Source organism: Nocardia sp. NPDC049190 (genome assembly GCF_040648115.1).
Classification (GTDB): Bacteria; Actinomycetota; Actinomycetes; order Mycobacteriales; family Mycobacteriaceae; genus Nocardia.
Window position 1 is genome coordinate 64,260 of the sequence record NZ_JBEZDE010000022.1, and the last position, 13,441, is coordinate 77,700.

The window sequence follows — 13,441 nt, forward strand, 5'->3', positions numbered from 1 at the left end:
GATCCGGGGCATTCCGGCGGTTGCCGCGCAGGCTCCGCGTGATCGGTGCGGCTCGGGCTTTCCCGGACGTCTTCGGCGAGCGGCCGTCCGCCGGGCCTGTGCCTGGGACAGTGCGAACGGTAGCGTCGGCGAAATGAAGATCCGTGGGGCGGTCCTGGAGCAGATCGCGGCGCCGAGGCCGTACGCCGAGTCGGCGCCGATCAAGGTGTCCGAGTTGGAACTGGGTGACCCGGGACCGGGAGAGTTGCTGGTTCGGATCGAAGCGGCGGGGCTGTGCCACTCGGACCTGTCCGTGGTGGACGGTAACCGGGTGCGACCGGTGCCGATGCTGCTCGGGCACGAGGCCGCCGGACGGATCGAGGCGATCGGACCCGGCGCGAGCGATCTCGCGATCGGGCAGCGCGTCGTCATGACCTTCCTGCCGCGCTGTGGGGAATGCGCGGGATGCGCGACCGACGGACGCACACCCTGCGTCCCCGGCAGCGTCGCCAACAACGCGGGCGAACTGCTCGGGGGCGGGCGGCGGTTGGTCCGCGACGGCACCGAGGTGCACCACCACCTGGGCGTGTCCGCCTTCGCGACGCGCGCCGTCGTCGATCGCCGGTCGGTGGTTCCGGTCGATGACGACGTGCCGCCGGCGGTCGCGGCCGTGCTCGGCTGTGCTGTCCTGACCGGTGGTGGCGCCCTGCTGAATTCGGCGAAGCCGAGGCGGGGGGATCGGATCATGGTCGTGGGTCTGGGTGGCGTCGGCATGGCGGCGGTTCTGGTTGCGGTGTCGTTCGCGGCCGAGGGTCACGAGGTCATCGCGGTCGACACCGTGCCCGAAAAGCTCAACCTCGCAAGAGAGCTGGGCGCCCATGCGGCATACACGCCGGCCGAGGTCGCCGAACTCGGTGTCCAGGCGGACGTGGTGGTGGAGGCGGCGGGAAACATCCGCGCCTTCGACACCGCCGTGGCGGCGACCGCGCCCGGCGGTATCACGGTCACCGTGGGCCTCCCGGCGCCGGACGCTCGCGCGAGCATCTCTCCGCTGGCCCTGGTCGCCCAGGGGCGGTCGATCGTCGGCAGCTACCTCGGCTCCGCCGTCCCCGCGCGCGATATCCCCGAATACGTCCGAATGTGGCGCGCGGGCCGCCTTCCGGTCGAGCGGCTCGTTTCGGCCCACATCGGTCTCGACGAGGTCAACCGCGCGATGGACGAACTCGCCGCGGGCCACGCCCTGCGACAGGTGATCGTCTTCGAGTGAGCGTCGCGCGGCATGTCGTGTTCCAGGGCCGCGTTCTGGGTCGACGACTCCACAGGGGGCGTCGAAAACTGTCCCAGATGGTGTATCGCGGATCGGCGGCCGATCACGCGGGCATGCTGTCGCTGACCGGGCAGGACATGGCACACGATCAGGCTTCGTCCGGATCGAGCGACGGCGGCAACGGATGGTCGAGGGGATCACCGCCGAGCGGTACGCCGACGTCATGCGTGTACTGCAGCGGAGGGCGGCGAACATGGCAGGCCCGCCGAGTTGTTCGCGGGGCTCGCCGAGCCGCGGGCGCGGGCCACGAATTGTCGGGATACGTCCCACTGCGCAGGTCAGCCAACCGCCGAGGCGGCGCGCTCGATAGGCTGACACCGGTCGAAGTGGAACGAGGAGGTGCGGTGGCCATTCAGGTCGGAGTGCTCGGAGCGCGTGGCAAAGTCGGACAGGCGATCTGCGCGGCGGTGGACGCCGCTGCCGATCTGACGCTGGTCGCCGCCGTCGACAAGGATGATCCACTCACCCTGTTCACCGAGGCGAACGCCCAGGTGGTCGTCGACTTCACCCACCCCGATGTGGTGATGGGCAATCTGAAGTTTCTGGTGGACAACGGCATTCACGCGGTGGTCGGCACCACCGGGTTCGACGCGGCCCGGCTGGCGCAGGTGCGCGGCTGGCTGGCCGACCGCCTGGACACCGGCGTGCTGATCGCACCAAACTTCGCCATCGGCGCCGTGCTGTCCATGCGGTTCGCGGAGCAGGCCGCTCGGTTCTTCGATTCGGTCGAGGTCATCGAGTTGCACCACCCGAACAAGGCGGACGCGCCGTCCGGCACCGCCTACCGCACCGCGGGCCTGATCGCCGCCGCCCGGGACAAGGCGGGTGTCGGCCGCAGCCCGGACGCGACGACGACCGAACTGGACGGCGCCCGCGGCGCCGACGTGGACGGGGTCCGGGTGCACTCGGTGCGGCTGGCCGGTCTGGTCGCGCACCAGGAGGTGCTGTTCGGCACGCAGGGGGAAACTCTCACCATCCGGCACGATTCGATCGACCGTTCGTCTTTCGCTCCCGGTGTGTTGCTCGGCGTGCGCGAGATCGCGAACCGTCCGGGACTCACCGTCGGACTCGACCCGTTCCTCGATCTGTGAACAGTCCGGAATCGGCCTCGAGCGGACAGAGCAAGGATGTCGTCAAAGTCGTCGCGCTCATCGCGGCCCTCGTGCTGGTGCTCGGCTTCTATTTCCTGCTGCTCGGTCGGATCGCGTTCAGTCTGATCGGTTCCGGTGGCGTGGCGGCGATCATCATCGGCGTCGGCGTGCTGATCCTGCCGTTGCTCGGTATCTGGATCGTCGCGGCGACCGTCCGCGCGGCCCTCGCACATCAGCATCTGGCCCGGCTCATTCACGAGGAGGGTCTCGAGCTGGACACCTCGGAGCTGCCCCGCAAGCCGTCCGGCCGAATCGAGCGCGAGGCCGCCGATACGTTGTTCGCGACGATCAAGGCCGAATGGGAAGCCGACCCGGACAACTGGCGGGTGTCCTACCGGCTCGCGCGCGCCTACGACTACGCGGGCGACCGCACCAGGGCCCGCGAGACCATGCGCCGCGCGGTCGCGTTGGAACGGAACGAGCGCGACGTCACCTGACCGCCGCGGGGCGGGCCGGCCGATACCATCGCACGGTGGCCCGCCTGCTGATCATCCATCACACGCCGTCGCCGTTCCTGCAGGCGATGTTCGAGGCCGTGGTGTCCGGGGCGACCGACCCCGAGATCAAGGGCGTGGAGGTCGTGCGCCGGGCTGCGCTGGCCGTGTCGCCGACGGACGTGCTGGAGGCCGACGGATACCTTCTCGGCACCCCGGCCAACCTCGGGTACATGAGTGGCGCCCTCAAGCACGCATTCGATGTCATTTACTACCCCTGCCTCGATTCGACGCGCGGGCGGCCGTTCGGTCTCTACGTCCACGGCAACGAAGGCACCGAAGGTGCGGAGAAGGGCGTCAGCTCCATCACGACCGGGCTGGGGTGGGTGAAGGCCGCTGAGTACGTGGTGGTGTCTGCCAAGCCGACCAAGGGCGACCTCGAGGCGTGCTGGGAACTCGGCGCGACAGTCGCCGCGCAGCTGATGGAGGGGTGGACCGAGAGGTAGCAGGGCGAAGTCGACTCCTCGGGGAGACCACCGCCGGGGGCGTCGAGGAATGCGCCCGCACCTCGGCCTGGCGAGACCGGGCTGCGGGAACACCTGGCCGATGTGGTGCTGGACTCGGGCCGCGCGGTGGAGGAAGTCGCGGCCGGCTAGGGGGTGGTGCGGTGGACCGTGCAGGACCCGGTTGATACCGCGGTGGTCGATTTGCCCGAGGTCGACACCCTGTGGGTGCGGTAACCGGAGGGTGAGCACCGGTTCGCTCGTGCCCGGTTCTCATCTGGGAAGTCCGGCCCGATTCCCGACCGCCTTGACGCATTCCGATATAGGAATATGATGGCTGCCATGGCACGAGCAGCGACGACGTCGGACGCGTTCAACGCGATCGCCGAGCCGCAGCGCCGGGACATCCTGGCGCTGCTGCGGGCGGGTGAGCGGCCGGTGACCGACCTGGCCCAAACGCTGGGAATGAGCCAGCCGCAGGCGTCCAAGCACCTGCGGGTGCTCCGGGAGGTGGGGCTGGTGCGAGTCCGCGGGGCGGGCAAGCAACGCCTCTATGGCCTGGACGCCCGCGGGCTACGGCCGATCCACGAGTGGGTCGGCGGATTCGAGCGGTTCTGGAACGCGAGTTTCGACCGGCTGGACACCTACGTGCAAAACCTCGAGCGGACCCGACAGGAGAAATGACCAATGGCAAGGGCAAGGCAAGCAACTCGGACGGAGTCGGCGACCGCCGACCGGGAGATCGTGATCTCCCGCGTCGTCAACGCCTCACGGGAGCTGGTGTTCGAGGCGTTCACCGAGGTCCGGCACCTGTCGCGGTGGTGGGGTCCGGAGGGGTTCACCACCACCACGCGGTCCTTCGAGTTCCGTGTCGGCGGGGCGTGGGACTTCGTGCTGCATGGGCCGGACGGGACGGACTACCAGGAGTGGATCCGCTGGACCGAGATCGTCCCGCCGGAGCGAATCATGCTGCTGCACGGTGAGTTCCGCGACGACCCGAACGCTTTCGAGTCGATCCTGACCTTCGCGCCGGAGGGCGCGGCGACCCGGATCGTGATGCGCACGGTGTTCCCCACCAAACGACTGCGCGACGAGGCGGTCGAGACGTACCACGCGATCGAGGGTGGTCAGCAGACCTTGAGCAACCTGGCGGCTTATGTCACCGAGATCGCCCAGCAGAAGGAGGACCGCCAATGACCGGGAAGGTGTTCTTCAGCGTGTCGATGTCGCTGGACGGCTTCAGCGCGCCTGAGTCGATGGAAGGCATTCTCGCCACGCCCGAGCAGCGGGAGCAGGATCCGAGGCTGCAGCACTGGATGGCGCAGTGGATGAAACTGCAGGCGTGGGCCTTCCCGCTGCGCTTCTTCCGGGAGAACCTGAAGCTGGGCGAGGGCGGCGAGGAGGGTCGCGAGAACGACGTCGCGCGCGAGACGTTCGAGCGCACCGGCGCGAGCGTCATGGGCAAGCGCATGTTCGATCTCGGCGAGCGGTCATGGCCGGAGGAGGCGCCCTTCCACACCCCGGTCTTCGTCGTGACGCACACCGAGCGTGACCCGTGGGAGCGGCCCGGCGGCACCACGTTCCACTTCGTCAACGACGGCATCGAGCACGCCCTCGACCAGGCCCGCGAGGCCGCCGGCGAACGGGACGTCCGCATCGCAGGCGGCAGCGCGACGATCCTGCAGTACCTCAACGCCGGCCTGGTCGACGAGTTCTCGATCGCGCTCTCGCCCGTGCTGTTCGGCGCCGGCACCCGCCTGTTCGACGGCGTGGACGCGTCCAGGATCGCGCTGGAGCCGGTCCGTTCGGAGCCGTCGTCGCGGGTGACGCACCTGACCTACGCCGTGCGCTCTTGCTAGCCGCGCCACCACCCCACCCAGCGACCCGAGCGCCTACGGCGCACACGCTTGAATCAGCAAGCCACCACGGTAAGTGCGATTAGCCATTGGGTCGCGCTGCTGTTCGGGCCCGGCGTTATCCGCGGGTCCTCATTCGAGCACAGTAGCCGCGGAAACTGGGAGCACGTACGTCACGCAGCGCCGGTACGCCGCTCCAGCGCGCCCCCCGATTTCTGGTGTCTGACGATTCCGGGTGGCAGCCCGGCATACTGGCATGGCCGTTGTTCCGGTCGGGACGCGGACGAGTTGCTCGGGATTGGAGATTCAGGTGACGTGGGCCGAAGGGAGCGAGACCGCGCCGCGCCGGGTCGGATTGGTCGAAGACCACGAATCCGTCGCCATCGGTCTGGCCGCGATGCTGGCGCCGGAAGCCGATCTCGATCTGGTGCTGGCCGCGGGCACCGTCGCGGAATTGCTGGCCGCCGTCGATGGTGCGACGAACCTGGATCTGGTCGTGCTCGATCTACGGTTGGCCGACGGGTCGACCCCCGAGGACAACGTGCGCGCCCTCCGCGAACACGGTATCGAGGTGCTGGTCTTCACCGGGGCGGACAACGCATTTCTGGTGCGCTCCGCGGCGCGAGCCGGTGTGCTCGGCGTGGTGCGCAAGTCCGAGGACGTGCCTACCGTGGTCGGCGCGGTACGCCGGGCGGCCTCTGGTGAACAGGTGGTCACCACCGACTGGGCCGCCGCCATCGACGGCGACCCGCAGTTGCGTGACGTGGGGCTGAGCCCACGCCAGGAAGAGGTGCTCACGCTGTACGCGTCCGGTGAGAAGGCCTCCAGGGTCGCGCGGTTGACGGGTCTGTCCGAGCAGACGGTCAACGATTATCTCGGCCGGATCCGACAGAAGTACGCCGACGCCGGACGTCCGGCGCCGACCAAGACCGACTTGTACAAGCGGGCGGTGGAAGACGGATGGCTTCCGGTTCCCGAGCGGCATCGACCCGGATGATCGTGTCCAGCATGCTGGACTCCGCGCCGCCCGCCCGCTTCCTTCTCGATCGATCCCGGCTGCGACGGTGGCGCCGGCGGGTTGTCGCGATGTCCGCCGAAAAGGCGTCCGAGGGAGCCGCTGACCGTATTCTGCGCAGGCTCGGCTTGGCCATCGGGATCGCCGGGGTGATCGCCGCGATCGTCGAGCTGCCCGAGATCGTCGCCCAGAGCCGCTTCGTACCGCTGGGCTGGACGGTGCTCGAGGTGGTGCTGGCCTTCGGGTTGTTCCCGGTGCTCGCGGTCGTTTCCGTGGTGACGAGCCGCCGCGCGATCCAGTGCGTCGCTGGTGCGGCCGCCGTGAGCTTCGTCGCGGCGATGGCGGTGGTCCCCCTCGCGTACCCGGATCCGGACGCCGAGGGAGCCTCGGTGTGGCTCTACCGAGTACTGGCGCTGGGTGTTCTCGCGGCCGTCCTCGCGTGGCGTCCGCCGGTGGCGGTTACCTACCTGGTGATCGGCGCCGCGCTCGGTGCGTTCGCGAACCTGGTCGTAGTGCGGGAGACCACCGTGCTGTCGCTGCTCGGCGACTTCGCCAGGGCGGCGGGCCTCTGCGCGCTGTTTCTGTGGTGCGTCGTCTATGCCAGGGCGGCGGCCGACCGAGTCGACCGGGAGTCGGCGATCGAGAGCAGCCGGGCCGCGGCGGTCGCTGGCGCGGCGGCCAGGGATCGGGAACGCGCGCGCTTCGCGGCGCTGATTCACGACGCGGTGCTGTCGACCCTGCTGGACGCCTCGCGCGCCGGCACCGAATCGCCGGTACTGCGCAGACAGGCCGAGCGGACGGTGGAACAACTCGACGAATGCCGAGGCGGGGAGATCGAACCCGACCGGTTGGACGCGCAATCCGCGATCGGGTTCCTGCGCTCGGCCGTGCACGAGGTGAATCTCGGCATCCGATTCACCGCGCGCCGTTGGGCCGGATTCGATGATCTGCACCTGCCGGTGGACGCCGCGAGCACCATCGCAGCGGCCATGGCCGAAGCCGCGCGCAACAGCCTGCGTCACGCCACCGTCGCGGGCCGGGAGGTGCGGCGTACCGTCACCGTGACGATCAGCGCGGGTGGCATCCGCATCGTGTTCCGTGACGACGGTGCGGGTTTCGACCTGAGCGCGGTGCCCGCCGATCGGCTCGGCATCTCGGTGAGCATTCTCGGACGGATGCGCCGGCTCGCAGGTGGCGCCGGATTCGTCGAATCACAGCCGGACGAGGGCACGATCGTGACGCTGGTGTGGGGCGGCAATGGCTGACCAGGACGCCGAATTCGGACTGCGCGATCTGCTCGGTCTGCGAAACCGGGCGGCGTGGCTCTTCCTCGTCATCCTCGAGGTGACCATCGTGCTGTACATGGTCCGGAACTTCCCGGAATCGCCGCTGGTCGCGGCCATCGCCGCGCTGATGCTGGTCGCGGTGGCCGGGGTCGTGGTGCTGGTGGTGCCGGGGGATCCGCTGCCGGGGACCGCGACCGTATTCGTGGCCGCCGCCGGACCGCTGGCGACGATCCTGACCTCCTTCGACGTGGAGCACGGCTGGTCGAAGCAGGTGTGGACGGCGTTTGCCTCCTCGTATGTGCTCGCCGTGCTCGTACTGCGCGGACGGTTGGGTGCGGCTTGGCTCGGCGTCGCCGGCATCGGCGTGGTCATCGCGGTGGTCGAAGCGGTGGCGGGGTTGCGGTTCGGTGTGGTGGTCGGCTCGATCGTTCCGGTCGCCACGGTCGCGGGGGTATCGCTGTTCGCGGCGATCATGCGCCCGACCCAGCGCTCGCTGCGCCTGCTGCGCGAGGAGGCGACGATGCGCGCTGCCGCGGAGGCCGGTATCGCGGCGGAGAACGCTGAGCGCAACCGGCAACTGGCCCGGCTGGACGCGGTGGCGCGTCCGATCCTGGAGCGCATCGCCGACGGCGACGAACTCACCGCGGCCGATCGCGAGCAGTGCAGACTGCTGGAAGCCGAGCTGCGCGACGGGCTCCGGGCACCGCAGCTGGTCACCGATCAGCTCAACAGCGCGGCCCGCGGGGCACGGGCACGCGGTGTGGAGGTGGTCCTGCTCGACGACGGTGGGTTCGCGGGTGTCCCGCACGGGGTGCGTCAGCAGGTGATCGAAGCGGCCACCCGCGAATTGGACGCCGCGAACGAGGGGTCGGTCACGGTCCGCGTCCTTCCGGCGGGTCGGCGCATTCTCGCCACGGTCTTGGCGACGGCATCGGATCGGGACCGCCGCACCGAGATCGACGTGACGGGCGCGGTGACCGTCTCCGACTAGTTTGTCGCTACCTGGGCGTGCCGGCCTCGGCGAGTGTGCGCGCGACGCATCGCGGCGAGCCGCGTACGCGGTCCGGCAGACAGTGCGCCCACTATCGGGAAAACCTGTCGGTCCGGCATGGCAGGGTTCCTGCCATGCGGAAGATGAGTTCGGCGGTGGCGCGACGAACGGCGTTGGCGGCACAGGGTTTCGGCGCACCCAGACCCGTGCGAACTACCCGTCGATCGGTGCTCGGCGTGCTGGACAGAACCCAACTGCTGCAACTGGATTCGGTGTCGGCGGTGGTGCGCGCGCATTACGCGCCGGTGTTCAGCCGGATCGGGGCCTATGACCGAGCCCTGCTCGACCAGGCCGCGTGGAGCAACGGCGTGCGGCGACCGCGCGCGCTTGTCGAGTATTGGGCGCATGAGGCTGCGCTCATACCGGTCGAGGACTGGCCGCTGATGCGCTGGCGGATGGCGCGGTACGAGCACGGGCGCTGGTCCGGGATGCGCACCGTGGTGGAGCGCAATCCCACGCTGGGAAAGGACATTCTCGAGGTGATCACCGAGGTCGGGGCGGCCACCGCCGGTGAGGTCGAGCGGCACCTCGAACTGGACAAGCCGCGCCCCAAGGGGTCCTGGTGGAATCTCAGCGACACCAAGATGATCTGCGAGCAGCTGTTCGCCGCCGGAGCGCTGTCGGTGGCCACTCGCGTCGGGTTCACCAGGCACTACGATCTCGCGGAGCGGGTGATCCCGCCCGATGTGCTGGCGCGCACGATGTCCGAGCAGGACGCGGTCCGTGAGTTGGTACGCCGCGCGGCCGCCGCACACGGTATCGGCACCGAGGCCGACCTGCGCGATTACTACCGCCTGCACCGGACTCAGACCGAGCCGGCTATCGCAGACTTGGTGGACGCGGGCGAACTGATCCCGGTGGCGGTCGAGGGCTGGGACAAACCCGCCTATCTGCGGGCCGGCGCGCCCGCGCCGCGTCGCGTCGAGGGCGCCGCACTACTGTGCCCGTTCGACCCGCTGATCTTCTTCCGTGCCCGCACCGAACGGATCTTCGACTTCCACTACCGCATCGAGATCTACACCCCGCAGCACAAACGAGTGCACGGTTACTACGTCTTTCCTTTCCTGCTCGACGGCGAACTCGTCGGCCGCGTCGACCTGCGCGCGGACCGCGCGACCGGTCGCCTTTCGGTGCCCGCCGCCTTTGCCGAGCCCGGATACGACACGCCTGCCACGGCGGCCGCGCTCGCACGCGCACTGCGCGAGATGGCCGACTGGCTCGCGCTCGACGACGTGGTGATCGGTGCGGGGGGCAACCTCGCGCCTCTGCTGTAGCGCCGCGCTCTTCTCGGACTCTCGGATATCGGATCGGGTTCGGGCGCGGGTAGCCGGTTTCAGGCGTCGCGCTTCGGCCCGTATCCGCGCATCTGGTCGCGCAGTGCGCCGTGCACGGCGCTGGACAGCCACGAGTTCAGCGACTGACCGCTCTGGGCGGCTGCCTCTTCCGCGCGCGCCTTCATCTGCTCGACCAGTCGCAGTGTCACACGACTGATGTCGCCGGTCATCTCCTCGAACGTCGGCGGCTCGTCGGTAGCCGTGCTTTTGCGCACATCGACCGAGGCATCCGTGCCATCGACCGATACGTGCACGGTGCGGTCGCCGAGTACCGTGCTGACCTCGGTGGCCAGGTCGGACAGTGCGGCGAGCAACACCAGTCGGGCCGAGTTTTCCGTCGCCGCGGCCAGGGCTGCCGCCGTGGCCTGGGTCTTTTCATCCCCGAGGGCCGCGGCCGCGATCAGGTTCTCGCGCAGTTGAGCGGTATATTGGTTCAAATTCATGACATCAGTTTGATGTCATATCTGATGTCACGCAAGGAATCGAGTGACATCATGCCGCGGCAGGCGGTGTCGAATCACTCGACCGGGCAGCCCGATTGCCGACGAGGGTGTCGAAGGCGTGTACCGGACCGGGTAGCCTTTCTGACCATGAACAACGGTGAATCGACGCCAACGGAGCTGCGTGCGTCCGGCACAGTAGGTGTCGCGATGGTGACTCCCTTCAGCGCCGATGGCAAGCTCGACGTCGATGCCGGGGTCGCGCTCGCGGCCCGCCTGGTCGACCGTGGGGTAGACCTGCTCGCGATCTCCGGAACCACCGGCGAGTCACCGACCACCACCGAGTCCGAGAAGGCCGACCTGCTGCGCGCCGTCGTCGACGCGGTCGGTGACCGCGCCACCGTGATCGCGGGTGCGGGTACCTACGACACCGCGCACTCGATCGAGCTCGCGCGCAATGCGCAGCGGGCGGGCGCGCACGGTTTGCTGGTGGTGACGCCGTACTACTCCCGGCCGACCCAGGAAGGCTTGATCGCGCACTTCACCGCCGTCGCCGACGCCACCGACCTGCCGGTGACGCTGTACGACATTCCGGGACGTTCGGTGGTCCCGATCGCCGGTGACACCATCCGCACTCTCGCCGAGCACCCCCGCATCGTCGCGGTGAAGGACGCCAAGGGCGATCTGAACATGGGCGCCGAACTCATCGCGAGCACCGGCCTGTCCTTCTATTCCGGTGACGACCCCCTCAACTTGCCCTGGTTGTCGGTGGGCGCCGTCGGGTTCATCAGCGTGATCGGTCATCTCGTACCCGAGCGGCTGCGCGCGCTGCTGGAGGCCTACACCGCCGGTGAGGTGGTGCGCGCCCGGGAGATCAACACCTCGCTGCTGCCGCTGCACGCCGCGATGGCCCGGCTGGGCGGTGTCGCGCTGAGCAAGGGAGGGCTGCGGCTGCTCGGCGTCGAAGTCGGGGAGCCGCGACTGCCGCAACTGATGCCCAACGCCGAGCAATTGGCGGTACTAGGTACCGAACTGCGCGGCATCGGGGTGCTCCCGTGAGTGATCCGGTAGCCCGCCGCCCCCGCCGTAGCGCTACCCGAGCAGCGGGAGCGCCCGCACCGTCGGCTCCAGCTGGCTCGCCGCCGCCCGCCGAGCCGCCCCAGGCACCCGAAGCCGAACTCGGCGTACCAACCGAAGCCACCGTCCGACCCCCGGAGAAGCGGGCTACGGAGAAGAAGGCGAAGAAAGCCACGCAGTCGAAGCGGTCGGCATCGCAGGAGTCCGCGCCGCAGAGCGGTCCGACTCGGCGACCGGGCCGCGGGCGTCCGCAATCCGGCCGCGGCCGCGCCGAAGCGCTTGCGCCGCCGTCGCTCCCCGCGCACGATCGCCTGGGCGCGCCGCCCGCGTTGGCCAAGAACGGACTGCGCGTGTTCGCGCTCGGCGGCATCGGTGAAATCGGTCGCAACATGACCGTTTTCGAGTATGGCGGCAAACTGCTCATCGTCGACTGCGGTGTGCTGTTCCCGGAAGACCAACAGCCTGGCGTCGACCTGATCCTGCCCGACTTCCGGCCCATCGAGGACCGGATGAACGACGTGGTCGCCGTCGTGCTCACCCATGGCCACGAGGACCACATCGGCGCGGTGCCGTTCCTGCTGCGGTTGCGCCCCGACATCCCGGTGATCGGTTCGAAGTTCACCCTGGCACTGGTCGCCGCGAAATGTCGGGAGCACCGCCTGCAGCCGAAGTTGGTCGAGGTGACCGAGGGGCAGCACACGACGAACGGCCCGTTCGGGTGCGAGTACTTCGCGGTCAACCACTCCATTCCCGATGCGCTCGCCGTCGCGATCCGGACACCCGCCGGTGTCGTCCTGCACACCGGCGACATCAAGCTGGACCAGCTTCCGTTGGACGGACGCCTCACCGACCTGGCCGGATTCTCCCGAATCGGCGACGAGGGCGTCGACCTGTTCCTGGTGGACTCCACCAATGCGGAGGTGCCCGGCTTCGTCACGCCGGAACGTGAGATCGGCGGTGTCCTCGACACGGTCATCGGCAAGGCGCCGCACCGGGTGATCGTCGCCTCGTTCGCCAGCCATGTGCACCGCATCCAGCAGGTGGTCGACGTGGCCCAGAAACACGGGCGGCGGGTGTGTTTCGTCGGCCGTTCGATGGTCCGCAATATGCTGATCGCGCAGGAGTTGGGGTATCTGACCGTACCGGACGGCGTGGTGGTCGATCTCGATGTCGCCGCGACGCTCCCCGGCGACCGTCTGGTGCTGATCTCGACCGGCTCGCAGGGCGAGCCGCTGTCGGCGCTGTCGCGGATGGCGCGCGGTGACCATCGCCAGATCAACATCCGCGCCGACGATCTGGTGGTGCTGGCCTCCTCGCTCATCCCAGGTAACGAGAATTCGGTCTTCGCGGTGGTCAATGGCTTGGCCAGGTTGGGAGCCACGGTGGTCACCCAGCAGAACGCCAAGGTGCATGTCTCCGGGCACGCGTCCGCGGGTGAATTGCTGTACCTGTACAACGCGGTTCGACCGACCAATGCGATGCCGGTGCACGGTGAATGGCGGCATCTGCGCGCGAACGCGGCCCTGGCGGTGGCCACCGGCGTACCCGAGGATCGGGTGATGCTGGCCGAGGACGGGGTGGTGGTCGACCTGGTCGACGGCATCGCCTCGATCGTCGGCCGGGTGCCGGTCGGGCACGTCTACGTCGATGGGCTGTCCGTGGGCGACGTCGGCGAATCGACGCTGTCGGACCGGCTCGTGCTCGGCGAGGGCGGCTTCATCGCGATCACCGTCGCGATCGACGAGACCACCGGGAAAGCGGTCAGTACCCCGGAGATCAGCGGGCGCGGCTTCTCCGACGATCCCACCGCGCTCACCGAGGTCGCCGAGATCGTGGAACTAGAGCTGCTGCGCCTGGCGGGTGAAGGCATCACCGACACCCATCGGATCGCACAGGGTGTGCGCCGGGTGGTCGGTCGTTGGGTGGCCGAGACCTATCGCCGCCGCCCGATGATCGTGCCGACCGTGATCGGCGTCTGAGTCCTGAAA

Annotated in this window: 14 protein-coding genes; 13 read left to right on the forward strand and 1 reads right to left on the reverse strand. The window is 69.0% G+C overall.

What is annotated here, in order from left to right:
- Positions 1-133: 133 nt before the first annotated feature.
- From AB0B25_RS19915 to AB0B25_RS19965, 11 genes are all read left to right on the forward strand, one after another.
- Positions 134-1,246, forward strand: coding sequence for an alcohol dehydrogenase catalytic domain-containing protein (locus AB0B25_RS19915; protein ID WP_357181352.1), 1,113 nt, complete (start codon positions 134-136; stop codon positions 1,244-1,246).
- A gap of 404 nt (positions 1,247-1,650) precedes the next feature.
- Entirely contained in the window at positions 1,651-2,397 is a 747-nt protein-coding gene (gene dapB / locus AB0B25_RS19920) for a 4-hydroxy-tetrahydrodipicolinate reductase (RefSeq protein ID WP_357181355.1), read from the forward strand.
- Positions 2,394-2,894 carry a hypothetical protein gene (locus tag AB0B25_RS19925; RefSeq protein ID WP_357181358.1) on the forward strand — a complete coding sequence of 167 codons (501 nt, stop codon included), beginning with the start codon at positions 2,394-2,396 and terminating at the stop codon, positions 2,892-2,894. The genes dapB and AB0B25_RS19925 overlap by 4 nt, the downstream gene beginning before the upstream one ends.
- 35 nt (positions 2,895-2,929) lie before the next feature.
- Complete coding sequence (locus AB0B25_RS19930; RefSeq protein ID WP_357181361.1) at positions 2,930-3,397, forward strand: NAD(P)H-dependent oxidoreductase; 468 nt, start codon at positions 2,930-2,932, stop codon at positions 3,395-3,397.
- Between the two features lie 339 nt (positions 3,398-3,736).
- Entirely contained in the window at positions 3,737-4,078 is a 342-nt protein-coding gene (locus AB0B25_RS19935; RefSeq protein WP_357181364.1) for a metalloregulator ArsR/SmtB family transcription factor, read from the forward strand.
- A gap of 3 nt (positions 4,079-4,081) precedes the next feature.
- Complete coding sequence (locus AB0B25_RS19940; RefSeq protein ID WP_357181367.1) at positions 4,082-4,591, forward strand: SRPBCC family protein; 510 nt, start codon at positions 4,082-4,084, stop codon at positions 4,589-4,591.
- Entirely contained in the window at positions 4,588-5,253 is a 666-nt protein-coding gene (locus AB0B25_RS19945; RefSeq protein WP_357181370.1) for a dihydrofolate reductase family protein, read from the forward strand. Before AB0B25_RS19940 ends, AB0B25_RS19945 begins: the two co-directional genes overlap by 4 nt.
- Positions 5,254-5,560: 307 nt before the next feature.
- Entirely contained in the window at positions 5,561-6,247 is a 687-nt protein-coding gene (locus AB0B25_RS19950; RefSeq protein WP_357181373.1) for a response regulator transcription factor, read from the forward strand.
- Complete coding sequence (locus tag AB0B25_RS19955; protein ID WP_357181376.1) at positions 6,211-7,530, forward strand: ATP-binding protein; 1,320 nt, start codon at positions 6,211-6,213, stop codon at positions 7,528-7,530. Before AB0B25_RS19950 ends, AB0B25_RS19955 begins: the two co-directional genes overlap by 37 nt.
- Positions 7,523-8,542, forward strand: a complete 1,020-nt coding sequence (locus AB0B25_RS19960) for a hypothetical protein (RefSeq protein ID WP_357181379.1) — start codon at positions 7,523-7,525, stop codon at positions 8,540-8,542. Before AB0B25_RS19955 ends, AB0B25_RS19960 begins: the two co-directional genes overlap by 8 nt.
- A gap of 134 nt (positions 8,543-8,676) precedes the next feature.
- Entirely contained in the window at positions 8,677-9,876 is a 1,200-nt protein-coding gene (locus AB0B25_RS19965; RefSeq protein WP_357181382.1) for a crosslink repair DNA glycosylase YcaQ family protein, read from the forward strand.
- Positions 9,877-9,935: 59 nt separating this feature from the next.
- Here the strand turns inward: AB0B25_RS19965 and AB0B25_RS19970 are convergent, their stop codons facing one another.
- A complete protein-coding gene (locus AB0B25_RS19970; RefSeq protein ID WP_357181386.1) occupies positions 9,936-10,379 on the reverse strand; it encodes a hypothetical protein in 444 nt (147 codons plus the stop codon).
- Positions 10,380-10,526: 147 nt separating this feature from the next.
- Here AB0B25_RS19970 and dapA point away from each other — a divergent pair, with 147 nt between their 5' ends.
- Together dapA and AB0B25_RS19980 are read left to right on the forward strand one after the other, a co-directional pair.
- Positions 10,527-11,435, forward strand: coding sequence for a 4-hydroxy-tetrahydrodipicolinate synthase (dapA, locus tag AB0B25_RS19975; protein WP_357181389.1), 909 nt, complete (start codon positions 10,527-10,529; stop codon positions 11,433-11,435).
- Positions 11,432-13,432 carry a ribonuclease J gene (locus AB0B25_RS19980; protein ID WP_357181391.1) on the forward strand — a complete coding sequence of 667 codons (2,001 nt, stop codon included), beginning with the start codon at positions 11,432-11,434 and terminating at the stop codon, positions 13,430-13,432. Before dapA ends, AB0B25_RS19980 begins: the two co-directional genes overlap by 4 nt.
- Positions 13,433-13,441 lie beyond the last annotated feature (9 nt).

Coding starts and splice junctions, on each gene's coding strand:
- AB0B25_RS19915 (WP_357181352.1), top strand. CDS start 134: ATGAAGATCCGTGGGGCGGTCCTGGAGCAGATCGCGGCGCCGAGGCCG.
- AB0B25_RS19935 (WP_357181364.1), top strand. CDS start 3,737: ATGGCACGAGCAGCGACGACGTCGGACGCGTTCAACGCGATCGCCGAG.
- AB0B25_RS19940 (WP_357181367.1), top strand. CDS start 4,082: ATGGCAAGGGCAAGGCAAGCAACTCGGACGGAGTCGGCGACCGCCGAC.
- AB0B25_RS19945 (WP_357181370.1), top strand. CDS start 4,588: ATGACCGGGAAGGTGTTCTTCAGCGTGTCGATGTCGCTGGACGGCTTC.
- AB0B25_RS19955 (WP_357181376.1), top strand. CDS start 6,211: ATGGCTTCCGGTTCCCGAGCGGCATCGACCCGGATGATCGTGTCCAGC.
- AB0B25_RS19960 (WP_357181379.1), top strand. CDS start 7,523: ATGGCTGACCAGGACGCCGAATTCGGACTGCGCGATCTGCTCGGTCTG.
- AB0B25_RS19965 (WP_357181382.1), top strand. CDS start 8,677: ATGCGGAAGATGAGTTCGGCGGTGGCGCGACGAACGGCGTTGGCGGCA.
- AB0B25_RS19970 (WP_357181386.1), bottom strand. CDS start 10,379: ATGAATTTGAACCAATATACCGCTCAACTGCGCGAGAACCTGATCGCG.
- dapA (WP_357181389.1), top strand. CDS start 10,527: ATGAACAACGGTGAATCGACGCCAACGGAGCTGCGTGCGTCCGGCACA.